The organism is Devosia sp. (genome assembly GCF_036563435.1).
Taxonomy (GTDB): domain Bacteria; phylum Pseudomonadota; class Alphaproteobacteria; order Rhizobiales; family Devosiaceae; genus Devosia.
The window spans coordinates 251,166-271,150 of sequence record NZ_DATCMJ010000014.1 but is presented as its reverse complement, the minus strand read 5'-3'; the positions used below and the strand labels follow the sequence as shown (position 1 = coordinate 271,150).

The window sequence follows — 19,985 nt, the reverse complement described above, 5'->3', positions numbered from 1 at the left end:
TGACGATCGTGGTTGGGGGACCTTCGTGCCATTCGGGCATAGCCCTCATGGCCTTCTTGCCTCAAATCGCTCCACTGGAGTGATTTGCCCTGCGGGACGGCGCGAAGAGTTCCACGTGAATCATTGCCGCAAAATGAGCCTATTGGTGCCGCACTGCGTTCCCGATCATCGATCATCCTGGGACAAAGAGAGGCGAGGCGACCATGAGCGATCAGTCCCATTCTTCCCCGGACCCGCGGCCATCCGACTCCATCGGCCGCCTGGCCGAGCTGATCAGCGGCGATCCGTCGAGCCGGCTCGATGCCGACATGAAGCATGTGCTGGACCGGCTGACGGCGCTCGGCGCCAGGCCGCTGGAGCATCTGACCCCGGAGATGGCGCGGCGGCAGCCGCAGCCGGGAGAGGCGATCGCGGCCATCCTGGGTCACCAGCGCCGCGAGCGGCCCGACGATGGCGTGGAAGCCGAGGACATTTCGATTGCCGGCGCCGAAGGGGAGTTGCCGGCGCGGCTCTATCGCCCGGCGGGTCTGCTCAGCCGCCTCAACCCGGCGATTCTTTATTTCCACGGCGGCGGCTTCGTCACGGGCGGGCTCGACAGCGGTGATGCTTCGGCCCGTGCGCTGGCGCGGCGGACCGGCGCCGTCGTCCTGTCGGTGGCATATCGCCTGGCACCCGAGCATCGCTTTCCCGCCGCCCATGAGGATGCCTGGGCCGCCTGGTCGTGGCTGCTGGACCAGGCCCAGCAACTGGCCATCGACCCGCGCCGGCTGGCGGTGGCCGGGGAAGATGCGGGGGCAAACCTTGCCTTCAACGTAGCGCTCCTGGCGCGCGACCGGCGCCGCGGCACGCTGTTGCACCAGGTGTTGATCCATCCCATTGCCGGGGCCGACCTCTCCACGCCGTCCTATGGCGAAATGCTGCGGGCGCGGCCGGTGGGCCTTTCCGGCATGCGCTGGCGCTTCCACAACCTCGTGGAAGAGCCCGACACGCTCAAGGATCCGCGCCTCGACCTCCTGGCGCGCGGCGATCTTGCGGGCGTTGCTCCCGCCACCATTGTGCTTGCTGAAATCGACCCGCTGCGCTCAGAGGGAGAGGCTTTGGCCGAGGCGCTCGACCGCGCGCATGTGCCGGTCAACTGCTGGACCTATGAAGGGGTGACGCAGGGCTTTTTCGGCCTGGGCCTCGTCGTGACCAGGGCGCTCTTTGCCCAAGGCGACGTGGCAGACGCGCTGAGCAAGGCCTACGCGCCGGCGCGCCGCAGCTAGCCGCAGCTAGACCGTTGTTGATGCCAAGGGGCGCTCTTGCTATGAGCGGCCCATGTTTTGCCTTTGGCGGCCCCAGCCCCTTGTGGTGCGCGGGGTCGATTGCCATCTAGGGGTGGGCTGGAGCACAGATTTGCCGGGGCGCGCCTGACGCGACCCGCAGCGCATTGGAGACTGGTTTTTGTCCAAACGGGATTTCTACGAGGTGCTCGGCGTTCAGAAGGGCGCCGACGAGGCTACGCTCAAGAGCGCCTATCGCAAGCTCGCCATGCAGCACCATCCGGACCGCAATCCGGGGAACGCGGAGGCCGAGACCAAGTTCAAGGAAATCAACGAGGCCTATGATACGCTCAAAGACGGCCAGAAGCGCGCCGCCTATGACCGTTTCGGCCATGCCGCCTTCGAGAATGGCGGCCGTGGTGGTGGCGGCGGCTTCGGCAGCGACTTCAACTCGTCCATGTCCGATATCTTCGAGGATATTTTCGGCGACTTCATGGGCGGCGGCGGCGGCCGGCGCGGCGGCGGCAATGCCGCCAAGCTGCGTGGCGCCGACCTACGCTACAACCTTGAAATCAGCCTCGAAGAGAGCTTCGAGGGCCGCACGGTCGAGATCGACGTGCCGACACTTGTGGGCTGCACCACCTGCGACGGTTCGGGCGCCAAGCCAGGCACCGGTACCCATACCTGCCGCCAGTGCAACGGCCATGGCAAGGTGCGGGCGGCCCAGGGATTCTTTACCATCGAGCGCACCTGCCCGGTCTGCCAGGGCCGCGGCCAGATGATGGACCAGCCCTGCACCGATTGCGGTGGCCAGGGCCGCCGCCAGGAAAACCGCAAGCTTTCGGTCGACATCCCCAAGGGCATCGAGGACGGCACCCGCATCCGCCTCGCCAATGAGGGTGAAGCGGGGTTGCGCAACGGCCCGCCGGGCGACCTTTATATTTTTATTTCCATCCGCCCGCACGAGCTATTCCAGCGCGACGGCGCCGACCTTTATGCCCGCGTGCCGATCGCCATGACCACGGCCGCCTTGGGCGGCGAGTTCGAAGTGCCGACGCTCGACAATGCCCGCGCCAAGGTCAAGGTGGCGGCCGGCACCCAGCCGGGCCAGCGCGTGCGGCTCAAGGGCAAGGGCATGCCGGTGCTCCGCTCCAAGGATGTCGGCGACCTTTATGTGCAGCTCGACATCGAGACGCCGCAGGCGCTGAGCCGCCGGCAACGGGAACTGCTGGAAGAGTTCGCCCGCCTGCAGACCGAGGAAACCAGCCCGACCTCGGACGGTTTCTTCGGCAAACTCAAGAAAATGTTTGAGGCTTGAGGCGGAAGAGAAATCGCTCCAGTGGAGCGATTTCCCGCCTCAAGGCCATGAGACCTACGGTCGAATGGCAGGTAGGGCCCAACTGACCAGGAACCCAGCATGATCGAGATCGCCATGGCCTTCGACGACGCCTTCTGGGCGCCGACCTATGCCACGATGCGCTCGATCTGCCTGACCACGCACCATCCCGAGCAGTTGCGGTTCCACTTGCTGCACCGCCCGCTGACGGCAGAGCACCAGGACGCCATTGCCAGCATCGCCCGCGATTATGGCGCGACGCTCAACTTCATCGATCTCGACGCGCGCAACATCCTGGCCGACCGGATCGCCGCCTTTCCGCGCATCCGGCTGCGGCGGCTCAACCCCATCGTATATGCGCGGCTGTTTCTGGGCGATCTGCTCGATCCTGCGATAGAGCGCGTGCTCTATCTCGACAGCGACCTCTTTATCCGGACGGCGCTCGATCCGCTCTATGGCATGGACATGAAGGGCCACGCCATTGCCGCCGTGCTGCAGCCCGACCGCATGCATGTGATCGCCGGCCGCGACCTCAAAGCCCGCAAGGCCTTCTCCATGGCCGAGCCCTATTTCAATGCCGGGGTGATGCTGATCGACATGGCGCAGTATCGGGCCATGGACTTTTTGGCGACCTTGGCAGGCTTGGCGGCCGAGGAACTGGCCATGTTCTACTATGACCAGGACATGATCAATTTCTGCTTCCGCGGCCGCATCCTCGAACTTGAGAACCGCTGGAACCTCCAGAATGCCGAGCCGGCGCATGAAGTGCTGAACCCTGCCATCGTCCATTATTCGGCCAATCCCAAGCCGTGGCTCAGCTGGTCGCGCGTGGCCTATAAGCGCACCTACCGGCACCTGATGACCAATGCCTATTTTTACCAGTACCGGCGCGAGCGCATCAGGCGCCTTTTCAAGCGCCTGCTGCGCATCGGCTAAGGCTTACTCGGTGGGCATCTGCGTCATGTCCATCCAGACATATTCCCAGACATGGCCGTCGATATCGGCAATGGCGCGCGAATACATGAAGCCATAATCCTGCGCCGGGCGCGTCTCGCTGCCACCGGCCTGGAGCCCTGCCTCGGCAATGGCGTCGACTTCCGCCCGGCTGTCGCGCGACAGGGCATAAAGCGCCTGCGTTTGCTGCTGCGGATCGGGAATGGGCTTGGACGAGAACTGAGCAAACTTTTCATGCGTCAGCACCATCACATAGATGGTGTCGCTGATGACGATGCAGGCGGCGGTGTCGTCGGTGAACTGCGGGTTGTGGTCGAAGCCCAGCGCCTTGTAGTAGCGCATCGAGGCGTCGAGATCGCGAATGGGCAGGTTGATGAAGATTGAGGTGGCCATGGCTGTCTCCCTAAGCACTGTTTTCGATTCTTGAAGATTGGCGTCTTGAGGCCGATCCTGCTACCCCGACGCACGAGCATCGCACTTTTCGACATAGTTGAGCACGGAGACAGCATGAAGACCGCACTGACGCTTTCGGGATCGATCCGGCGGGGCTCGGTTAACCAGATGCTCCAGGCCCATATGGGCCGAAAACTCGAGGCGGCTGGTGTGGCGGTCACCGCGATCACACTCGCGGACTTCCCACTGCCGATCTTTAGCGAGGACCTGGAAGCCGATGGCGCGCCGGAGGCGGCTGGGCGGCTGGCCGAGCTGTGGCGGCGGCACGACATCGTCTTCATCGCCACGCCCGAATATAATGGCGGCCTGCCGCCGCTTCTGGTCAACACCATCACCTGGCTCAGCCGGCAGAAGCCGAGCCCGTTCCGCCAGCCGGTCTTCGGCATTGGCGGCGTCAGCTCGGGTAAGTATGGCACCATCTTCGCGCTCAGCCACCTGCGCGACTCGCTGAGCAAGATTGGCGCGCTGGTGGTGCCGACGCTGCTGGGCATCGGCCCGGCGGACACGGCCTTCGATGGGGAAGGCAGGCCGGTGGAACCGGCGATCATCCGCAAGGTCGATCAGATCGTGGGCGAGATGACCCAGTTCAGCCGGGGCCCGTGAATGCGCGCGCTGTATGTCACCCATCCCCAGGTGCAGCTCGACCCCGATGTTCCGGTGCCGCAGTGGGGCCTGAGCGGGGAGGGTAGGGGCCGGGCGGAGGCCCTTGCTGCACGAGGCGTGGTGCCGGAGGGCGCCTGGATCTTTTCTTCCGACGAACGCAAGGCGATGGAGCTGGCGGATATCTTGGCTGCAACCATCGGCGGCGTGGTGCGCACCGATCCGCTGATGGGCGAGAATGACCGGAGCGCCACGGGCTTTCTTCCACCCGCCGAGTTCGAGGCGCATGCCGACTGCTTCTTCGCCGCGCCCGAGGTGAGCGTCGGCGGCTGGGAGCGAGCAATTGACGCGCAAAGCCGCATCGTCCGCGCTGTCGCGGCGGCGCTGGGCAACGTGCCCGATGACGTGCCGGTGGTTTTTTGCGGGCATGGCGCGGTGGGTACCCTGCTCAAGTGCCATGTGGCGGGTAGGCCGATCCATCGCGGCGAGGACCAGCGGCGCCAGGCCCATAGCGGGGGCGGCAACTGCTTCAGTTTCGATCTCTTTCGCAAGCAGCTGGGCAGCGAGTGGACGCTGATGGAGGCCTTTGCGCCCGACTGGTTTGTCGCGCCGGTTGCCGCGCCCGGACAATTGCTCTAGTTCGAAGCGATACCAACATCGGGAGAACACTCATGGCTGGCCAGTTGATCGTGGGCCTCGACGTTTCCACACGCGCGCGGGCCGAGGAGATCGTGGCGCTCTTGGGCGACAGCGTCGACTTCTTCAAGATCGGCTATCAGTGCTTTTACGGCGCCGATGGCTTTGCCCTGGGCAAGGCGCTGATTGCGGCAGGCAAGAAGGTGTTCTTCGACCTCAAGCTCCTCGATATCGACAATACGGTCGAAAAGGGCGTTGCCGCCTTTGCCGAGACCGGCGCCCAGATGCTGACGGTCCATGCCTATCCCAAGACCATGCGCGCTGCGGCCAAGGCAGCCGCGGGTTCGGGGCTGACTGTACTCGGTGTCACCGTGCTGACCTCGATGGACGACGCCGACGTCAAGGAAGCCGGCTACGAGCGCGATGCCGCGGGCCTCGTGGCGCTGCGGGCGCAGCAGGCGCGCGATGCAGGGATCGGTGGCGTGGTGGCCTCGCCGCACGAGGCGGAAATGGTGCGCACCATTGTGGGGCCGCGCCTGGCCATCGTGACGCCGGGCATCCGCCCAGCGGGCAGCGCCGCCGGCGACCAGAAGCGGATCATGGGTCCGGCCGAGGCCCTTGCCGCGGGGGCCAGCCACCTCGTCGTGGCGCGCCCGATCATCGAGGCCACCGATCCGGCCGCGGCGGCGCGGGCAATCCTTGCCGAAATGAACGGCGGAGCGCGCCTGGCATGAACCGCTTTTCCGCCTGCATCGAGATGCTGTTCGCGCCCGAAACAGCGGACTTTGCCCAGCGCATCCATCTGGCCAAGGCGGCCGGGTTCGAGTTGGTCGAGTTCTGGATGTGGTCGAACAAGGACCTCGATGCGGTGGAGCGGGCGCTGGGGGAAACGGGGGTGAAGCTGGCCGGTATCGTCGCCGAGCCCTTCGCCGAGCTGACGCGCCCAAGCGACCACGAGCGCTTCCTGGCCGGCTTGGAACGGAGCCGCGACGTGGCGCTTCGCCTCAGCGCGCCGGTGCTGATCTGCCAGTCGGGCCCGCTGCTGGCGGGAGTGGATCGCGCCAGCCAGTACGAGGCGCTGACGCGGGCGATGAGCCGTTCGGCGGATGTGCTCAACGGCTCGGGCGTGCGCCTGGCGCTGGAGCCGCTCAACGACCGGGTCGACCATCCCGGCTATTTTCTGACCAGCACGGCGGAAGCACTCGACATCATGGACCGGGTGAACCGGCCCGAAATCGGCATCACCTATGACCTCTACCATTCCATGGTGATGGACGAGGAGCCCGAGCAGGTGGTGGCGCGCCGGATCGGCCACATTGCCCATGTCCACATCGCCGACCATCCCGGCCGCAACGAACCGGGCAGCGGGCGGCTGCCGCTCAAGCAGAAGCTCCGATGGCTGGAGGCGCAGGGCTACCGAGGCGCGGTGGGGCTGGAATTCCGGCCGACGGGCACGACTACCGATGCGCTGCGGGTAATGCGGGGGAGTTTGCGCTGAGCCTCAGAGGTCCCGCTCGAGCGGGAAAGGGGTCGGCTCCCAGGCCAGTTCAAGTTTCCAGCGGTGGATATTTGTTCGCTCCCAATCACGCAGCAGCGAAACGACTTCAGCCTTTTTCCCGCTGGCGGCAAGACTCGCCAGGGATTTCGCGTAATCAACCAGAGCCAGTTGATGGCTCGCAAACTCCACCTCATCCCGGCCCATGCCGCGCGTCCTCCGGCTTGCCATCATTGCCTCACCTGTGAGGAGGCGCTGCTGCCAGAGCAGCTCGTACTTATCAACGAAGGCGGAAGCTTCGGAGCCGGCCTCCTCAAGCCGACCTAATGCCGCCAGCACAGCGGCATGGTTGGCAGGGAAATGCTGCAACCGTTCCCAGTTGCCATGGACAGGAGCGGGGCGATTTCGCGTGGCGGCAGCGGCATAGAACGCCTCGATGGTTTCAAGCGGCGCCAACTCTTCTTCGATAGCGCGGTTCAGATGAAAATCCAGGATCTCTGAGAAACCTGGCTCATTTGATCTCCCTACGTCCAGGTTGCCCCGCCACTTGCCGCCAAAGCTACCGGCAGGCGGGGTCACAGTCGTAGCGACAAACCAATAGGGTCGCGGCAGCGTCTTGTCCCAAGAACCAGGGAAGGCAACGCCGCGGATCACATGCCGTATCGGGATCATAAACAAGAACCGGCCCCGCAACACCACGTCGTCGCGGCTGGAGGCAATGGCACGCGTCCACTTGCGGATTTCGGCCGCTGTTGTCACCGCGAGGCGCCGCCGCCGGCCATCGGCCCCACCTGAGTAACGTAGAACGCGGCTGCGCCTGGAAAAACGCTCGTAACCAACCTGCCAATGCGCGCAAGGCGCCTGAGAGTTAGCCCCTCCATCCCAGTCTTCAAGTCATAGACGCAAATTGCACCCATGTCGCTTCTACGATCCTCCAGAATATCTAGCCGGCTTGATCCCTTAGTGCCGTAGGGTACCGCCTCTTCATTGCCGCGGCCTCATGTCTCAAACGCACCAAGATTGGCGCGGATATGTGGATGGAGTCATTAAGTGACTCCACCACTCAAATGCTTATTCCTGCTCTCATCAATGCATGCTCAAAGAACTGCTCAGATTCTATTGGATGTGCATCCGCCGCGCTTTCAGCGGCAAGTTCTGGAAGGCGGAGCGATTGTCAGGAGGGCTGAGCGTTCTCGCTGGCCTTTTCGCATTGTTCTGGCCGATTAACCGCGAGGGCGACAAGTTGGTCGCCTCGCTTCCTCTTTGGTTCTTCTTGACCATCTTCGTTGCGACGGTTCTGTTCGGGCTAATTGTTGCGCCCTATCATCTCTACCATGAGGAGAGGCAAAAGGCGCGGCTGCTTGAGCAACGGCAAGAACCGCACTTCAAGGTTTCGTTGGAAGGCGACAAGCCGTTCCATCTATTAGAAGGCACAACTACCACTTCACTGGCAGGAACTCGGCAGTCTGTGTCGCGCCGAGGCTATCAGGTAGTCGGGCTGCTGTGTGAGAACACGGGGCTCGATAGCCTTTGGCCTTGTAGTGCGAAGCTAATGGCTGCTTGGCGCAAAGGACCCGAAGGCATGAAGCGCCTAGAGGTGTACGAAGCAATTGAGTTGAGCTGGAGCAGCGATCTCTCCCGCCCGAGCTTTGCAGAGCAACTGGACGCCGGTGAGCGCAAGCGCATCTTCATTAGCTTGGTACATCCCAATGGATGTATGTGGGTGTTCCGGGAGGCTCATGGACTGCCCTTTGAGTATCAGCAAATCTTTGGTCAGGCTGGCACTTACCAGATGCTGATACAGCTAAAGAGCAGCAGGCCAGACCCTTACCACGTGCTCGTTCAAGTGGAGACTTGGGAGGAGCCGCGGACGATCCCAGGAATTGCTTGGGCGGGATCGAAAGTCACTATTCTAGCGCAAGGTGCGCCACCCCTATCGCAGCCAGGCATCGCAGCATAAAGGCCGCCGTGAACTTTCCCGACTTAGTTTATTCCGGATGTTCACCTCTTTCTCCAAAGCGCCACTCGCGGCTCGCATCTGAACAAGGCCCGCTTAGGACAAGCGCATCGGGTATCAAAGGGTCGCCGTAGTAGGGTTCTGCCCAGCAGCGGCAGTTGGGTTCGCTGCCGGGGTGACCACCGCCAGGTGCTTCGGCCCAGCCGAAGATCTTGCCATCCCGTGCGGCATGGCTGTGGCGAACGCGGGCATCGTCAGCCGTGCGCCAGACATAGAAGCGCGTCGGGCGCCTAGCTTCAGGGGGCAGCGGCGCCAGCGGTTCGAGCGCCTTTTGGTTAAAGGCCGACGCGCCGGTGGCCGGGTGTCGGCCAAAGCGCAGATAGGTTTCAAACGACCGTTGGCGCGCAGTCGCCAACAGATCGGACGTGCCTGACCGAGAATCCATGTTCCGCTCCGAATGATATCGGAGGCGATTGTCTCACTGCTTCAGAGCACGGGGATAAGTGCTACCCCACCAGTCCGTGCTGGCGGCTCAGGTCTTCCAGATCGAGCTGCGGGCGAGCGCCGATGTGCGAGATGACTTCCGAGGCGGCGAGGCAGCCGGTCTTAAGGGCGGACTCCAGGGTCTGGCCGCGGGCCATGCCGAGGAGGAAGCCGGCGGCAAAGAGGTCGCCGGCGCCGGTGGCGTCCACGACCTTGTCGATGTGGAAGGCAGGGACCGAAGTCACTTCGCCGTTGTAGATGGCCATAGCGCCGTCGGCGCCCATGGTGATGGCGGCCAGTTCGGTGTCCTTGGCGACCTGGCGCACGGCTTCGCCCAGGTCATCGGTCTCGTAGAGCGACTTCAGCTCATGCACATTGGCAAAGACATAGTCGATGGTCTTTGAGCGCATGAGGTCAAGGAATTCGGCGCGATAGCGATCGACGCAGAAGGGATCGGAAAGGGTAAAGGCCGCGGCGCGCTCGTTCTTGTGGGCATAGTGGGCAGCCAGGACAAAAGCCTTCTTGGCCTCGACGGGATCCCAGAGGAAGCCTTCCATATAGGTGATGGCAGCGCCGCCGATCTCGTCGGGCTTGATGTCCTGCTCGGTCAGCTGGTGGCAGGCGCCGAGATAGGTGTTCATGGTGCGCTCACCGTCTTCGGAAAGGAAGATCATGGAGCGGGCGGTCAGCGCCCCGTTCTTGAGGCGCGAGGTGCTGTAGTGGACGCCGATATCGTTGAGGTCGTTCTCGAAGACATCGCCCAGCGGGTCATCTGCCACCTTGCCGACAAAGGCGGCGCGGCCGCCCAGCGAGGCGACGCCGGCCGCGGTATTGGCGGCCGAACCACCCGAGATCTGCTGCCGGCCGGGGGGCATCTTGCGATAGAGGTCTTCGGCCCGATCGGTATCGATCAGGTGCATGATGCCCTCCTTCATGCCCTCGGCTTCGATGAAGCCCTTTTCCACCGGCGCGATGATGTCGACAATCGCATTGCCGATGGTGAGGACGTCGAAGCGGGTCTGGGTCATGAGAGGGTCCGGCGGTTGAAACCGCCAGCCGGTTTAGAGGATCACCCCAGCGGAGGCAACCAAGCTAGTGCCCTTCGATGATATCGGCGACCAGCGCCTCCATGTCCTCGCCGGCCCGAAGCGCGATCTGCCCGTCGAGGAGGAGGATGGCGAGGCCATGGACATGGGCCCAGGCGGAGAGGGCAGCGAGGCGCCCGGTGCCGGTGTCGCCACCGGTGACCCGGCGCAGCGTTCCAAAAGCGGCATCGGCCGCCATGCGCAGGCCCGGGCGGTTGTCGCGGCGCAGTTGCGGCGAAAACATCAGCCGGAACAGGTTGGGATTGTCCAGTGCGAACTTGACATAGGTCTTGCCCATGGCCGCAAGCGGGTCGAGCACGTCGCCGGCGGCGACGGCTTCCATGGCCGCGGTGAAGCGCTGGTAGCCCGTCACCGCCAACGCTTCGAGCAGGGCGGCGCGGCTGTCGAAATGGCGATAGGGCGCGGCCGGGGAAACGCCAACGGCGCGGGCCACGTCGCGCAGGCCAAGTCCAGCTTCCCCCTGCTGCTCAAGGATCACCAAAGCTGCCTCCAGCAGCGCCTGGCGCAGGTTGCCGTGATGATAGGGCGCGTTCGGGGTAGATGTTGACACTGCTTACACTGCCATGCTGATATGTAAGCAGGGGTTACATCACCAAGGGACAGCAGGCAAATGGATATCGATCTGGCGCTGGCGATTGCCCATCATCTGGCGGTGTTTACCCTGCTGGCCCTGTTTGCCGCCGAGCTTGCGCTGCTGCGGCCGGGATTGGAGACAGCCCGGATCGGGCAGTTGGCGCGGATTGATGCGGCCTATGGCGGCGTGGCGGGGCTGGTGGTGGTGGTGGGCATCGTGCGCGTGGTGTTCGGTGCGATGGGTTGGGAATATTACGTCGGCAACTTTGCCTTCTGGGGCAAGATGATCGCCTTTGCCATCATGGGACTCCTGACCGTTCCGCCGACCCTGGCCATGCGGCGGTGGCTCAAGTCTGCGGCGGAACCCGCCTATCAAGTTCCCGTGGCCGAGATTGCGGCGAGCCGGCGCTTTCTTCATCTCCAGGCCGGGGTGTTCGTGTTCATTCCGGTCTTCGCCGCCGCGATGGCGCGGGGCTATGGGAGCTGAGCTCCCATATGACCCTGCCCATAGGAGTGGTGTTCACATTTCCACGGTGCTACCTACGGCGTCATTCCCGCGAAGGCGGGAATCATTCTTTGCTTCGGCGCGTGGAAAGGTGGATTCCCGCTTTCGCGGGAATGACGTCGTGGATGGCGCGAGCTTGGGCGTTGGCATTGGACCGGGTGGACGCGATGCGCCATCAGGCCCGCTGCTTCACCGTTCCATCCGGCGCCGGGGTCTTGGGTTCAAAGCGGCACCATGGGCGGATGACGCAGCGCCAGCATTCGGGCTTGCGCGCCTTGCACACGTACCGGCCATGGAGAATGAGCCAGTGGTGGGCGTGGAGCAGGTATTGCTCGGGGATCACCCGAAGGAGGGTTTCCTCGACCGCCAGGGGGGTCTTGCCGGGCGCGAGGCCGGTGCGGTTGCCAACGCGGAACAGGTGGGTGTCGACGGCGATGGCGGGCTGCCCAAACCAGATATTGAGCACCACATTGGCGGTCTTGCGGCCGACACCGGGCAGGGCTTCAAGTGACTCACGGTCTGAAGGCACCTCGCCGCCATGCTGGTCCAGGAGAATCTGGCTTAGCGCCAAGACGTTCTTGGCCTTGCCGCGATAAAGGCCGATGGTCTTGATCAGCTCGGTTATGCGATCGAGACCGAGCGCCACCATCTCGGCGGGCGTGGTGGCGAGGGCGAAGAGGTGTTTGGTGGCCTTGTTGACGCCCACATCTGTCGCCTGCGCCGACAGCACCACCGCCACAAGAAGCGTGAAGGCGTTGCTGTAGTCGAGCTCGCCCTTGGGCTCGGGTTCGATCTCGTGGAAACGGCGAAAGATCGCCTCCACATCGGCCCTTGGCAGGCTCTTCACTTTTTCGGGCGGGGCCATTCTCTCTCCGCTGATTCTGCGCCTATAGTCAGTGTCGAAGAGTTCGCCATGCCGATGCAAGCCACAACCACAACGCCGCTGTTTTCCGCTGCGCTCCGGCCCGACCGGGCGCCGGGCATCGTGGGCGGCTGGGTCGGCCTTGGAGCCGCAACGCTTATGGCCCTACCGTTCGCCGTTCTGGTGCCCGAGGTGCTCCTGCCGGCCGGTACCGCGTTCCTCGCGGGCTCGGCCGGGATGACGGCGCTTTCGGTGCGGCAGTCGCGCCGGCGCAGCATGCGGCAGCAGGTGACGCTCTGGCCCGACCAGCTGGAAGTGGTTACCAGCCACGGCAAGGGCGAGCGCAAGCTGCGCCGCTTCGATCCCAAGACGGTGCGCCTGGTGCTCGAGCGCGACAGCAACGAAAAAGCCGTGGCCATGCGCCTGCGGCAGGGACAGAGCGAGCTGGAGATCGGCGCCTTTCTGAGCGTCGAGGACAGGGCAAGCTTTGCCAAGGCTTTCGGCACGGCGCTGCGCCGGGCCCGCCGTACCGACTGACCAGCGTCAAAAGCGGGTCGCGCCCACGTGTGGGAGAGGCTAGGACTATCCCCCAGCAGACGATGGGTTGTCCCATGAACCAGATTGCCAAACTCACGCCGCAGAGCGACTACGACGCCATCCAGGCCGCGATCCGCTACCTTTCGGAGAATGGGCCGGATGTGCTCGACCTGCCCGGCTTCGCCCGCGCCCTGGGCCGCAGTGAGCGGCAGCTGACGGACCTGTTCCGCCGCTGGTGCGGCCTCAGCCCCAAGAGCTTTGCCCAGGCGGTGGCGCTGGACCATGCCAAGCGGCTGCTGCGGGCGCAGCAAAGCGTGCTCGATACCACCTATGAAGTGGGGCTGAGCTCCACGTCCCGGTTGCACGACCTCTTTGTCACCTATGAAGCCATGCCGCCGGGCCTGTTCCGCTCGGGAGGCGCCGGGCTCGACATGGACTGGGGCGTGGCACCATCGCCGTTCGGCCTCGCCGTGGCGACGGCGACCGACTACGGGATCTCGGGCCTTGGCTTTGCCGACGAGCATACGACGGTTGAACAGGCTTTCGCGGATCTGGCCCAGCGTTGGCCCAATGCGCGCTTCAGCCGCAACGACACGCGGCTGGCGCCGATGATCACAGAAGCGTTCGACCCGGCGCACTGGTCGCCCGAGCGTCCGGTACGGGTGGTGCTGATCGGTACCGACTTCGAGGTCAAGGTCTGGGAAACGTTGCTCAAGATCCCGGTGGGGCAGGCCACGACCTACCAGAAGGTCGCCCAGGATATCGGCCGGCCGAGCGCCTCGCGCGCGGTGGGCGCGGCGGTGGGCAAGAACCCGATCAGCTTCGTCGTGCCCTGCCACCGCGTGGTGGGGGCATCAGGGGCGTTGACCGGCTACCACTGGGGCGTGCCGCGCAAGCGGGCGATCCTGGGCTGGGAAGCGGGGGTTTTGGCCCGGCAGGGGTGAAGCCCTGGCGGGTTCGAAGTTTCACGTGAATCGGGAACTTGCGGCTCTAGCCGGGCGTCACCCTCGGGCTTGACCCGAGGGGGTTGCACTTGCTGCACGCTCCCAAGTGCAGTGTCCTCGGGTCAAGTTCGAGGATGACGGCTGGGGGGTGGTAGCTGCAGCCTAAAGCTCGATGCGCGCTTCGAGCTGGCCTTCGGTCCCGATATTGTAGACCGTCGGCTGGCCGGTGGCGATTTCGCGCTTGAGGATTTCTTCCGGCGTCAGGCCCTCGATGGCCATGACCAGGGCTCGCAGGGAATTGCCATGGGCGGCAATCAGCACGGTCTTGCCGGCCTTGAGCTGGGGCAGGATTTCGCGCTCGTAATAGGGCAGGGTGCGCGCGGCGGTGTCCTTGAGCGACTCACCGCCCGGCGGCGGCACGTCATAGGAGCGGCGCCAGATCAGCACCTGCTCCTCGCCCCACTTCTCGCGGGCATCATCCTTGTTGAGACCGGACAGGTCGCCATAGTCACGCTCGTTGAGCGCCTGGTTGCGGACGATGGTGACGTCGGTAATGCCCATTTCTTCGAGCATCAGGTCGAGCGTGTGCTGGGCGCGACGAAGGGCCGAGGTGTAGTAGAGGTCGGGCACGATGCCCCTGGCCTTGAGCGCCTTGCCGGTGGCGCGGGCTTCGCCGATGCCCTTCTCGGTCAGGTCCGGATTGCGCCAGCCGGTGAAGAGGTTCTTGAGGTTCCACTCGCTTTCGCCGTGGCGCACGAGGATCAGGGTCCCGGTCATGGTTGCAGTCCTTGCTTGATGGGTCAGAGGCCGAGCACGTCGACCATGGAATAAAGGCCGGCAGGCTGCGCTGCGGCCCAGAGCGCGGCACGCGCGGCGCCATTGGCATAGATGGTGCGGTCCTGCGCCCGGTGGGTGAGCTCGATGCGCTCCGATTGACCGGCCAGGATCACCATGTGGTCGCCGATGACATTGCCGCCGCGCAGGGTGGCAAAGCCGATCGTACCGGGCTGGCGGGGGCCGGTATGGCCATCGCGGACGCGGACCGAATGGTCCTGAAGGACGATGTCGCGACCCTTGGCGGCGGCCTCACCCAGAAGCAGTGCGGTGCCCGAGGGCGCGTCGACCTTCTGGTTGTGGTGCATTTCAAGAATTTCGATGTCGTAGTCGGCCAGCGCCGCTGCGGCCTTTTCGACGAGATTGGCGAGGACGACCATGCCCATGGAGAAGTTGCCGGACTTGACGATACGCGCGCCGGCCCTGGCGGCAGCGGCGATCTCTTCGTCCTGTTCCGCCGAGCAGCCGGTGGTGCCGATGACGTGGACAAGGCCTTGCGCCGCCGCCTTGCGCGCCAGCGCGACGCTGACCGCGGGGGCGGTGAAATCGATGATGGCATCGGCGCCCACGAGGGCGGCGTCAATGTCATCGGTGATGGCAATGCCCAGCGCCTCGATGCCGGCAAAGAGACCGGCATCCTGGCCGATGGCGGCGGAGCCGGGGCGATCCACCGCCGCATGGAGGCGCGCCACCGCGCCATGGAGAGCGACGCCCTTGAGCCCGGCAACCGCGCGGATATTGGCGACGCCCATGCGTCCGCCCGCGCCTGCCACCACGACCTTGAGATCTGCCATCGCCCGTCCCCTTATTCAGGTGGGCTATAGCAGCGCTTCGGGCAAGTGCCAACAGCGGTGCCCCATTGCCGTCAACATGCTAGGTTGAGCTATCGCGGAGAATGGGGGGCTGATTTGACCATCACCAATGCGCTGGCAGGCATCGCGGTCGATGACATCAACGAGGCTATCGATTTCTATGAACGGCTGTTCGGGCGGCCCGCCGATGCGCGGCCGATGAATGATGTAGCCGAATGGAAGCTACCCGGTGGCGGCTGGGTGCATGTGGCCACCGATGCCGACCGCGCCGGCGCGTCATCGCTGACCCTGGTGGTGGACGAGCTGGCGACCGAACTGGCGCGGCTCGACCTTTATGGCCTCAAGCCCGTCGCCAAGGCGATCGGCGATTTCTTCAAGACGGCCAAGTTCCGCGACCCGGACGGCAACCAGATCGTGCTCAGCCAGCCGCAGCCGGGGACGTATTAGTCCCTAGACTCGCCGCAGGCGCACGTCCTCGATCAGGTGGCTCTTGCCCTTTTTGAGGATCAGGTCGGCGCGGCCGCGGGTGGGCAGGACATTGTCGATGAGGTTGGGCAGGTTGATGGTGCGCCAGACCATGCGGCCGAATTCACCCGCCTCCGTTTCGCTCATCTCGGCAAAGCGCCGGAAGAAGGACGTGGGGTCCTTGAAGGCAGTTTCGCGCAGGCGGAAGAAGCGCTCCATGAACCAGGCTTCGAGATCGTCCGTTTCGGCGTCGATATAGATCGAGAAGTCGATGAAGTCCGACGCAAAGAGAATGGGCTTGCCGTCGCGCGGCAGTTCGCCGGGCTGGAGGATGTTGAGCCCCTCGACGATCAGGATGTCGGGGCGGTCGATCACCACTTCGCTGCCGGGCACCACGTCATAGACGAGGTGGGAATAGACCGGCACCGGCATCTGCCCCTTGCCCGACTTGATATCGGAGAGGAACTGGACGAAGCGCGCCCGGTCATAGCTTTCGGGGAAACCCTTGCGCTCCATGATGCCGCGCTGGGCCAGAACGGCATTGGGATAAAGGAAGCCATCGGTGGTGACGAGGTCGACCTTGGGGCTCGACGGCCAGCGCTGCAGCAGCGCCTGGAGGATACGCGCCGTGGTGGATTTGCCCACCGCTACCGACCCGGCCACGCCGATGATGAAAGGCACGCGCTGGTCGGGTGTTTCAAGAAAACGCGTCGAGACATTGTGGAGGCCCTGTATCGCCTCCACGTAAAAGCTCAGGAGGCGGGTCAGCGGCAGGTAGACCTCCTCGGCTTCCTCCAGCGAAATGGGATCGCTCAGCGTCCGCAGCCGGGCGATGTCCTCGCGCGTCAGGGTCATGGGCTCGTCGGCGCGCAGGGCACTCCACTGCGCCTTGGTGAAGGAATGATACGGCGCCAGGACCGACTTGCTCTTGGCCATCAGTTCTGTTCCTTGCGTGCAGCCTTTTCGGCCAAGCCCGATTGTCCCGTCCGCTGATCGAGCTCAGCCATGATCTCGCCTAAGGGAATATCGGCAGCCTTGAGCACGACCAGGAGGTGGTAGAGGAGGTCGGCCGATTCCTTGACCAGTTCGGCCCGATTGCCGGTGACAGCGGCGATCACGGCTTCGGTCGCTTCTTCACCGACCTTCTGCGCACATTTCTCCATGCCCCGGCTGATCAGTTTGGCCGTGTAGCTTTCATCGGGCGAAGCAGCGGCGCGTTGCGCGATGCGCTGTTCGAGGTCGTCCAGGGTCATGCTGCAATCTCCGCATCCATTCTGACCGCCACGCCATGCTCGCGCATGTACTGTTTGGCCTGGGGAATGGTGAAGGTGCCGAAGTGAAAGATCGAGGCGGCGAGGACGGCGCTGGCATGACCTTCGGTCACGCCATCGACCAGGTCCTGCAAGGAGCCGACACCGCCAGAGGCGATGACGGGAACTTCTACCGCATCGGCAATGGCGCGGGTGAGCTTGAGGTCGAAGCCCGACTTGGTGCCGTCGCGGTCCATGGAGGTGACCAGCAGCTCGCCGGCGCCACGCTCCACCATGCGGGCGGCAAATTCCACCGCGTCGAGACCCGACGGAATGCGGCCGCCATGGGTGAAGATTTCCCACTCGGAGCGATTATCGCCACCCACTGCCTCGGTCAGCCGCTGCTTGGCGTCGACCGAAACGACGATGCACTGGTTGCCGAACTTGTCGGCGGCGCGGGAGATGAAATCGGGGTCGTTCACGGCAGCGGAGTTGATCGCCACCTTGTCGGCGCCGGCCAGGAGGAGCTTGCGGATGTCCTCGATGGTACGGACGCCGCCGCCGACGGTGACAGGCATGAAGCAGTGCTCAGCTGTACGCGCCACCACGTCGAAGATGGTGTCGCGGCCTTCGTGGCTGGCGGTGATATCGAGAAAGGTTAGTTCGTCGGCGCCGGCCACGTCATAGGCCATGGCGGCCTCCACCGGATCGCCGGCGTCGCGCAGGTCGACAAACTGCACGCCCTTGACCACGCGGCCATTCATGACGTCGAGGCAGGGGATGAGACGGGTCTTGAGCGTCATACGCGTTCCTTTCGGCCCCACGCCGCGCGGTGCACGGCAAGGATGACCAACCAGACAAGAAAGAGGACAAAGCCGATGGGGAAGGTGGCCAGCATCAGCCAGCCGAGCACGCCCATCGTATAAAGCGCCGAGCCCCAGTCGGCACCAGCGATGATGCAGGGGTGAACGCTGCCCTCGTTGAGCACGCAGCCATGGCTTTCCGCCAAAGAACTGGCGATCAGCACCGAGATGAAAGGAAAGCTGGCAAAAAGCACGATCGCCACCAGCGCGATCCAGTACCACTTCATGCCGAAGCGCCGCCGCTCCATCACCTTGTGGCCTTGAGCAGGGCCAGTGCTTCACGTGAATCAATGCGGCCGTCATAGAGCGCGCGACCCGAAATGGCGCCTTCCAGCACCTGGGCATCCGGTTGGGTCAACCGCTCGATATCGGCCATGGAGGCAAGGCCGCCCGAGGCGATCACCGGGATGGAGGTGGCGCGGGCGAGCCTCAGCGTCGACGGCCAGTTGATGCCGGCCAGCACGCCATCGCGGTCGATGTCGGTATAGATGATGGCCGCAACGCCGGCACCTTCAAAACGCTTGGCCAGCTCGATCACCGAAAGCTCGGAGGTTTCGGCCCAGCCTTCCACGGCCACCATGCCGGCGCGGGCGTCGATGCCGACGGCGACCTGTCCCGGCCACTTCCGGGCGGCTTCCCTGACCAGCGCCGGATTCCGCACGGCCACGGTGCCCAGGATCACCCGCGCCAAACCCTTGCCCAGCCAGGACTCGATATGGGCAAGGGTGCGGATGCCGCCGCCGAGCTGCACGGGGAACTGGACGGTCTTGAGGATGGCTTCGACGGCCGCGCCATTGACGCTTTCGCCGGCAAAGGCGCCGTTGAGGTCGACGACGTGGAGATATTCAAAGCCCTGGTCCTCGAACGCCTTGGCCTGGGCGGCGGGATCGTCGTTGAACACGGTCGCTTGTGCCATGTCGCCGAGCTTGAGGCGAACGCACTGGCCGTCCTTGAGGTCAATGGCGGGGAAGAGGATCATGGCGTCCACCTCAGGAAGTTTTCGATCAGCTTCAGCCCCAGGGCCTGCGACTTTTCCGGGTGGAACTGGGCACCGAACATGTTGTCACGGCCGACGCAGGCGGTGAGGGGGCCGCCATAGTCGGTGGTCGCCAGCTGCATGGCGGGATCCTCGGGCACCAGGTGATAGGAGTGGACGAAATAGGCATGGAGCCCGTCCGGTCCATCGGGAATGCCGGCCAGCACCGGATGCGCCGTGCGGAAGCTCAGCGTGTTCCAACCCATATGCGGGATCTTGAGCGCCGGATCGGAGGGCTGGATGCGCTCGACGGCGCCGGGGATCCAGCCCAGACCCGGAGTGATGGCCTTTTCGCGGCCCTCGCCGGCCATCAGCTGCATGCCGACGCAGACGCCAATAAAGGGCGTGCCCCCATCGATTACCCGCTCGTTGAGCACGTCCACCATGCCCTCCACGGCATCGAGCCCGCTCTTGCAATCGGCAAAGGCGCCAACGCCGGGCAGCATGATGCGATCGGCGTCACGGACTCGTTCCGGGTCGGCGGTCACTTCCACCGAAACGTCGCCCACGATCTGCGCCATGCGCTCAAAGGCCTTGGCGGCCGAGTGAAGGTTGCCGGCGCCATAGTCGATGATGGTCAGAAGGCTCATTGCAGCACCGCCAGTTGTGCGAGATCGGGACCGGAAGCGACACGGTCGCCGCGGTGGCGCCAGCCGCGCCGCCCAAGCGCTGCACCACGCAGGGAAGGTGCGGCAAGACCGAGCCAGAGGGCCGACAGGAGATAAAGCGCCAGCGCCGCGCCACCGCCGAGAAAGACGCTCAGGGTAACCAGAACGAGCATGGCCGCCAGCCAGCCGGTCAGTGCCAGCCAGAGGGCATGGGTCAAAAGGAAGACCGGCGGCAGCAGGACCGCAAACCAGGAAAAGCGCTCCGGCACGGCGGCCGGCAGGTCGCTCTGGTCCGGACGTGGGTCATAGATGGCGTAAAGGGTCATGGCGGCGTCCTGCCATAGGCACTGATCGGGCAGCACTTAGAGGAAATTGGCTGCCGGTGGAAGGGAAAGTGCCACGTCCTAGCGGTTC

Annotated in this window: 27 protein-coding genes; 12 read left to right on the top strand and 15 right to left on the bottom strand. The window is 64.5% G+C overall.

The window, feature by feature from the left end; all coding sequences use genetic code 11:
- The first annotated feature begins 203 nt into the window (after positions 1 to 203).
- The 3 genes from VIL88_RS09620 (at position 204) to VIL88_RS09610 (ending at position 3,534) form a co-directional block, all read left to right on the top strand.
- Positions 204 to 1,265: an alpha/beta hydrolase gene (locus VIL88_RS09620; protein ID WP_331988170.1), complete on the top strand. Its 1,062-nt coding sequence runs from the start codon at positions 204 to 206 to the stop codon at positions 1,263 to 1,265.
- 178 nt (positions 1,266 to 1,443) lie between these two features.
- A complete protein-coding gene (dnaJ, locus tag VIL88_RS09615; RefSeq protein ID WP_331988167.1) occupies positions 1,444 to 2,580 on the top strand; it encodes a molecular chaperone DnaJ in 1,137 nt (378 codons plus the stop codon).
- Positions 2,581 to 2,679: 99 nt separating this feature from the next.
- A complete protein-coding gene (locus VIL88_RS09610; RefSeq protein ID WP_331988165.1) occupies positions 2,680 to 3,534 on the top strand; it encodes a glycosyltransferase family 8 protein in 855 nt (284 codons plus the stop codon).
- 3 nt (positions 3,535 to 3,537) lie between these two features.
- On the opposite strand, the gene VIL88_RS09605 is transcribed toward VIL88_RS09610, so the two are convergent.
- The gene (locus VIL88_RS09605; RefSeq protein WP_331988163.1) at positions 3,538 to 3,945 is read right to left on the bottom strand and encodes a VOC family protein; all 408 of its coding nucleotides are present in this window, start codon (positions 3,943 to 3,945) and stop codon (positions 3,538 to 3,540) included.
- A 114-nt stretch (positions 3,946 to 4,059) separates the two neighbouring features.
- Here VIL88_RS09605 and VIL88_RS09600 point away from each other — a divergent pair, with 114 nt between their 5' ends.
- The 4 genes from VIL88_RS09600 to VIL88_RS09585 are packed head-to-tail and all read left to right on the top strand — an operon-like array spanning position 4,060 to position 6,739.
- Positions 4,060 to 4,608, top strand: a complete 549-nt coding sequence (locus VIL88_RS09600; protein ID WP_331988161.1) for an NADPH-dependent FMN reductase — start codon at positions 4,060 to 4,062, stop codon at positions 4,606 to 4,608.
- A complete protein-coding gene (locus tag VIL88_RS09595; RefSeq protein WP_331988159.1) occupies positions 4,609 to 5,244 on the top strand; it encodes a histidine phosphatase family protein in 636 nt (211 codons plus the stop codon). It begins immediately after the preceding gene.
- A gap of 32 nt (positions 5,245 to 5,276) precedes the next feature.
- The gene (gene pyrF, locus VIL88_RS09590) at positions 5,277 to 5,975 is read left to right on the top strand and encodes an orotidine-5'-phosphate decarboxylase (protein WP_331988157.1); all 699 of its coding nucleotides are present in this window, start codon (positions 5,277 to 5,279) and stop codon (positions 5,973 to 5,975) included.
- The gene (locus tag VIL88_RS09585) at positions 5,972 to 6,739 is read left to right on the top strand and encodes a hydroxypyruvate isomerase family protein (RefSeq protein ID WP_331988155.1); all 768 of its coding nucleotides are present in this window, start codon (positions 5,972 to 5,974) and stop codon (positions 6,737 to 6,739) included. The genes pyrF and VIL88_RS09585 overlap by 4 nt, the downstream gene beginning before the upstream one ends.
- Before the next feature lie 3 nt (positions 6,740 to 6,742).
- On the opposite strand, the gene VIL88_RS09580 is transcribed toward VIL88_RS09585, so the two are convergent.
- Complete coding sequence (locus VIL88_RS09580; protein WP_331988153.1) at positions 6,743 to 7,495, bottom strand: hypothetical protein; 753 nt, start codon at positions 7,493 to 7,495, stop codon at positions 6,743 to 6,745.
- Positions 7,496 to 7,829: 334 nt separating this feature from the next.
- On the opposite strand from VIL88_RS09580, the gene VIL88_RS09575 reads away from it, so the two are divergent.
- Entirely contained in the window at positions 7,830 to 8,696 is an 867-nt protein-coding gene (locus VIL88_RS09575) for a hypothetical protein (protein WP_331988151.1), read from the top strand.
- Positions 8,697 to 8,724: 28 nt separating this feature from the next.
- Here VIL88_RS09575 and VIL88_RS09570 read toward each other — a convergent pair whose 3' ends face one another.
- The 3 genes from VIL88_RS09570 to VIL88_RS09560 form a co-directional block, all read right to left on the bottom strand.
- A complete protein-coding gene (locus VIL88_RS09570) occupies positions 8,725 to 9,138 on the bottom strand; it encodes a phage minor head protein (RefSeq protein WP_331988149.1) in 414 nt (137 codons plus the stop codon).
- Positions 9,139 to 9,199: 61 nt separating this feature from the next.
- Entirely contained in the window at positions 9,200 to 10,204 is a 1,005-nt protein-coding gene (locus VIL88_RS09565; RefSeq protein WP_331988147.1) for an adenosine kinase, read from the bottom strand.
- A 64-nt stretch (positions 10,205 to 10,268) separates the two neighbouring features.
- Positions 10,269 to 10,832, bottom strand: coding sequence for a TetR/AcrR family transcriptional regulator (locus VIL88_RS09560; protein ID WP_331988145.1), 564 nt, complete (start codon positions 10,830 to 10,832; stop codon positions 10,269 to 10,271).
- A gap of 60 nt (positions 10,833 to 10,892) precedes the next feature.
- Here VIL88_RS09560 and VIL88_RS09555 point away from each other — a divergent pair, with 60 nt between their 5' ends.
- Positions 10,893 to 11,342 (top strand): DUF2214 family protein, encoded by a 450-nt coding sequence (locus tag VIL88_RS09555; protein ID WP_331988143.1) that lies wholly within the window; start codon positions 10,893 to 10,895, stop codon positions 11,340 to 11,342.
- A gap of 193 nt (positions 11,343 to 11,535) precedes the next feature.
- Here VIL88_RS09555 and nth read toward each other — a convergent pair whose 3' ends face one another.
- Positions 11,536 to 12,225 (bottom strand): endonuclease III, encoded by a 690-nt coding sequence (gene nth / locus VIL88_RS09550; RefSeq protein WP_331988141.1) that lies wholly within the window; start codon positions 12,223 to 12,225, stop codon positions 11,536 to 11,538.
- 48 nt (positions 12,226 to 12,273) lie between these two features.
- Between nth and VIL88_RS09545 the strand changes: the two genes are divergently transcribed.
- Together VIL88_RS09545 and VIL88_RS09540 are read left to right on the top strand one after the other, a co-directional pair.
- Positions 12,274 to 12,759 (top strand): DUF2244 domain-containing protein, encoded by a 486-nt coding sequence (locus tag VIL88_RS09545; RefSeq protein WP_331988139.1) that lies wholly within the window; start codon positions 12,274 to 12,276, stop codon positions 12,757 to 12,759.
- Between the two features lie 74 nt (positions 12,760 to 12,833).
- Complete coding sequence (locus VIL88_RS09540) at positions 12,834 to 13,703, top strand: bifunctional helix-turn-helix domain-containing protein/methylated-DNA--[protein]-cysteine S-methyltransferase (protein WP_331988138.1); 870 nt, start codon at positions 12,834 to 12,836, stop codon at positions 13,701 to 13,703.
- Between the two features lie 162 nt (positions 13,704 to 13,865).
- Here VIL88_RS09540 and VIL88_RS09535 read toward each other — a convergent pair whose 3' ends face one another.
- Positions 13,866 to 14,480, bottom strand: a complete 615-nt coding sequence (locus VIL88_RS09535; protein ID WP_331988136.1) for a 2,3-bisphosphoglycerate-dependent phosphoglycerate mutase — start codon at positions 14,478 to 14,480, stop codon at positions 13,866 to 13,868.
- Between the two features lie 23 nt (positions 14,481 to 14,503).
- Positions 14,504 to 15,331 carry a 4-hydroxy-tetrahydrodipicolinate reductase gene (gene dapB / locus VIL88_RS09530; protein WP_331988134.1) on the bottom strand — a complete coding sequence of 276 codons (828 nt, stop codon included), beginning with the start codon at positions 15,329 to 15,331 and terminating at the stop codon, positions 14,504 to 14,506.
- 114 nt (positions 15,332 to 15,445) lie between these two features.
- On the opposite strand from dapB, the gene VIL88_RS09525 reads away from it, so the two are divergent.
- Positions 15,446 to 15,796: a VOC family protein gene (locus tag VIL88_RS09525; protein WP_331988132.1), complete on the top strand. Its 351-nt coding sequence runs from the start codon at positions 15,446 to 15,448 to the stop codon at positions 15,794 to 15,796.
- A 3-nt stretch (positions 15,797 to 15,799) separates the two neighbouring features.
- Here VIL88_RS09525 and coaA read toward each other — a convergent pair whose 3' ends face one another.
- The 7 genes from coaA to VIL88_RS09490 are packed head-to-tail and all read right to left on the bottom strand — an operon-like array spanning position 15,800 to position 19,897.
- Positions 15,800 to 16,750, bottom strand: a complete 951-nt coding sequence (coaA, locus tag VIL88_RS09520) for a type I pantothenate kinase (protein ID WP_331988130.1) — start codon at positions 16,748 to 16,750, stop codon at positions 15,800 to 15,802.
- Positions 16,750 to 17,067 (bottom strand): phosphoribosyl-ATP diphosphatase, encoded by a 318-nt coding sequence (locus VIL88_RS09515; RefSeq protein WP_331988128.1) that lies wholly within the window; start codon positions 17,065 to 17,067, stop codon positions 16,750 to 16,752. Before VIL88_RS09515 ends, coaA begins: the two co-directional genes overlap by 1 nt.
- Positions 17,064 to 17,867 carry an imidazole glycerol phosphate synthase subunit HisF gene (gene hisF, locus VIL88_RS09510; protein WP_331988126.1) on the bottom strand — a complete coding sequence of 268 codons (804 nt, stop codon included), beginning with the start codon at positions 17,865 to 17,867 and terminating at the stop codon, positions 17,064 to 17,066. Before hisF ends, VIL88_RS09515 begins: the two co-directional genes overlap by 4 nt.
- Positions 17,864 to 18,175, bottom strand: a complete 312-nt coding sequence (locus VIL88_RS09505) for a hypothetical protein (protein WP_331988124.1) — start codon at positions 18,173 to 18,175, stop codon at positions 17,864 to 17,866. Before VIL88_RS09505 ends, hisF begins: the two co-directional genes overlap by 4 nt.
- A complete protein-coding gene (hisA, locus tag VIL88_RS09500) occupies positions 18,175 to 18,906 on the bottom strand; it encodes a 1-(5-phosphoribosyl)-5-[(5-phosphoribosylamino)methylideneamino]imidazole-4-carboxamide isomerase (RefSeq protein WP_331988122.1) in 732 nt (243 codons plus the stop codon). The genes VIL88_RS09505 and hisA overlap by 1 nt, the downstream gene beginning before the upstream one ends.
- Entirely contained in the window at positions 18,903 to 19,553 is a 651-nt protein-coding gene (hisH, locus tag VIL88_RS09495) for an imidazole glycerol phosphate synthase subunit HisH (protein WP_331988120.1), read from the bottom strand. Before hisH ends, hisA begins: the two co-directional genes overlap by 4 nt.
- A complete protein-coding gene (locus tag VIL88_RS09490; protein ID WP_331988118.1) occupies positions 19,550 to 19,897 on the bottom strand; it encodes a DUF2628 domain-containing protein in 348 nt (115 codons plus the stop codon). Before VIL88_RS09490 ends, hisH begins: the two co-directional genes overlap by 4 nt.
- Positions 19,898 to 19,985 lie beyond the last annotated feature (88 nt).

What these genes read in the sequence shown, in the direction of transcription:
- coaA (WP_331988130.1), bottom strand. Translation starts at nt 16,750, where the DNA reads ATGGCCAAGAGCAAGTCGGTCCTGGCGCCGTATCATTCCTTCACCAAG.
- VIL88_RS09535 (WP_331988136.1), bottom strand. Translation starts at nt 14,480, where the DNA reads ATGACCGGGACCCTGATCCTCGTGCGCCACGGCGAAAGCGAGTGGAAC.
- VIL88_RS09505 (WP_331988124.1), bottom strand. Translation starts at nt 18,175, where the DNA reads ATGGAGCGGCGGCGCTTCGGCATGAAGTGGTACTGGATCGCGCTGGTG.
- pyrF (WP_331988157.1), top strand. Translation starts at nt 5,277, where the DNA reads ATGGCTGGCCAGTTGATCGTGGGCCTCGACGTTTCCACACGCGCGCGG.
- VIL88_RS09585 (WP_331988155.1), top strand. Translation starts at nt 5,972, where the DNA reads ATGAACCGCTTTTCCGCCTGCATCGAGATGCTGTTCGCGCCCGAAACA.
- hisA (WP_331988122.1), bottom strand. Translation starts at nt 18,906, where the DNA reads ATGATCCTCTTCCCCGCCATTGACCTCAAGGACGGCCAGTGCGTTCGC.
- VIL88_RS09490 (WP_331988118.1), bottom strand. Translation starts at nt 19,897, where the DNA reads ATGACCCTTTACGCCATCTATGACCCACGTCCGGACCAGAGCGACCTG.
- VIL88_RS09610 (WP_331988165.1), top strand. Translation starts at nt 2,680, where the DNA reads ATGATCGAGATCGCCATGGCCTTCGACGACGCCTTCTGGGCGCCGACC.
- VIL88_RS09515 (WP_331988128.1), bottom strand. Translation starts at nt 17,067, where the DNA reads ATGACCCTGGACGACCTCGAACAGCGCATCGCGCAACGCGCCGCTGCT.
- VIL88_RS09600 (WP_331988161.1), top strand. Translation starts at nt 4,060, where the DNA reads ATGAAGACCGCACTGACGCTTTCGGGATCGATCCGGCGGGGCTCGGTT.
- VIL88_RS09605 (WP_331988163.1), bottom strand. Translation starts at nt 3,945, where the DNA reads ATGGCCACCTCAATCTTCATCAACCTGCCCATTCGCGATCTCGACGCC.
- VIL88_RS09620 (WP_331988170.1), top strand. Translation starts at nt 204, where the DNA reads ATGAGCGATCAGTCCCATTCTTCCCCGGACCCGCGGCCATCCGACTCC.
- hisH (WP_331988120.1), bottom strand. Translation starts at nt 19,553, where the DNA reads ATGAGCCTTCTGACCATCATCGACTATGGCGCCGGCAACCTTCACTCG.
- VIL88_RS09570 (WP_331988149.1), bottom strand. Translation starts at nt 9,138, where the DNA reads ATGGATTCTCGGTCAGGCACGTCCGATCTGTTGGCGACTGCGCGCCAA.
- VIL88_RS09565 (WP_331988147.1), bottom strand. Translation starts at nt 10,204, where the DNA reads ATGACCCAGACCCGCTTCGACGTCCTCACCATCGGCAATGCGATTGTC.
- VIL88_RS09540 (WP_331988138.1), top strand. Translation starts at nt 12,834, where the DNA reads ATGAACCAGATTGCCAAACTCACGCCGCAGAGCGACTACGACGCCATC.
- VIL88_RS09555 (WP_331988143.1), top strand. Translation starts at nt 10,893, where the DNA reads ATGGATATCGATCTGGCGCTGGCGATTGCCCATCATCTGGCGGTGTTT.
- dapB (WP_331988134.1), bottom strand. Translation starts at nt 15,331, where the DNA reads ATGGCAGATCTCAAGGTCGTGGTGGCAGGCGCGGGCGGACGCATGGGC.
- nth (WP_331988141.1), bottom strand. Translation starts at nt 12,225, where the DNA reads ATGGCCCCGCCCGAAAAAGTGAAGAGCCTGCCAAGGGCCGATGTGGAG.
- hisF (WP_331988126.1), bottom strand. Translation starts at nt 17,867, where the DNA reads ATGACGCTCAAGACCCGTCTCATCCCCTGCCTCGACGTCATGAATGGC.
- VIL88_RS09595 (WP_331988159.1), top strand. Translation starts at nt 4,609, where the DNA reads ATGCGCGCGCTGTATGTCACCCATCCCCAGGTGCAGCTCGACCCCGAT.
- VIL88_RS09575 (WP_331988151.1), top strand. Translation starts at nt 7,830, where the DNA reads ATGCTCAAAGAACTGCTCAGATTCTATTGGATGTGCATCCGCCGCGCT.
- VIL88_RS09545 (WP_331988139.1), top strand. Translation starts at nt 12,274, where the DNA reads ATGCCGATGCAAGCCACAACCACAACGCCGCTGTTTTCCGCTGCGCTC.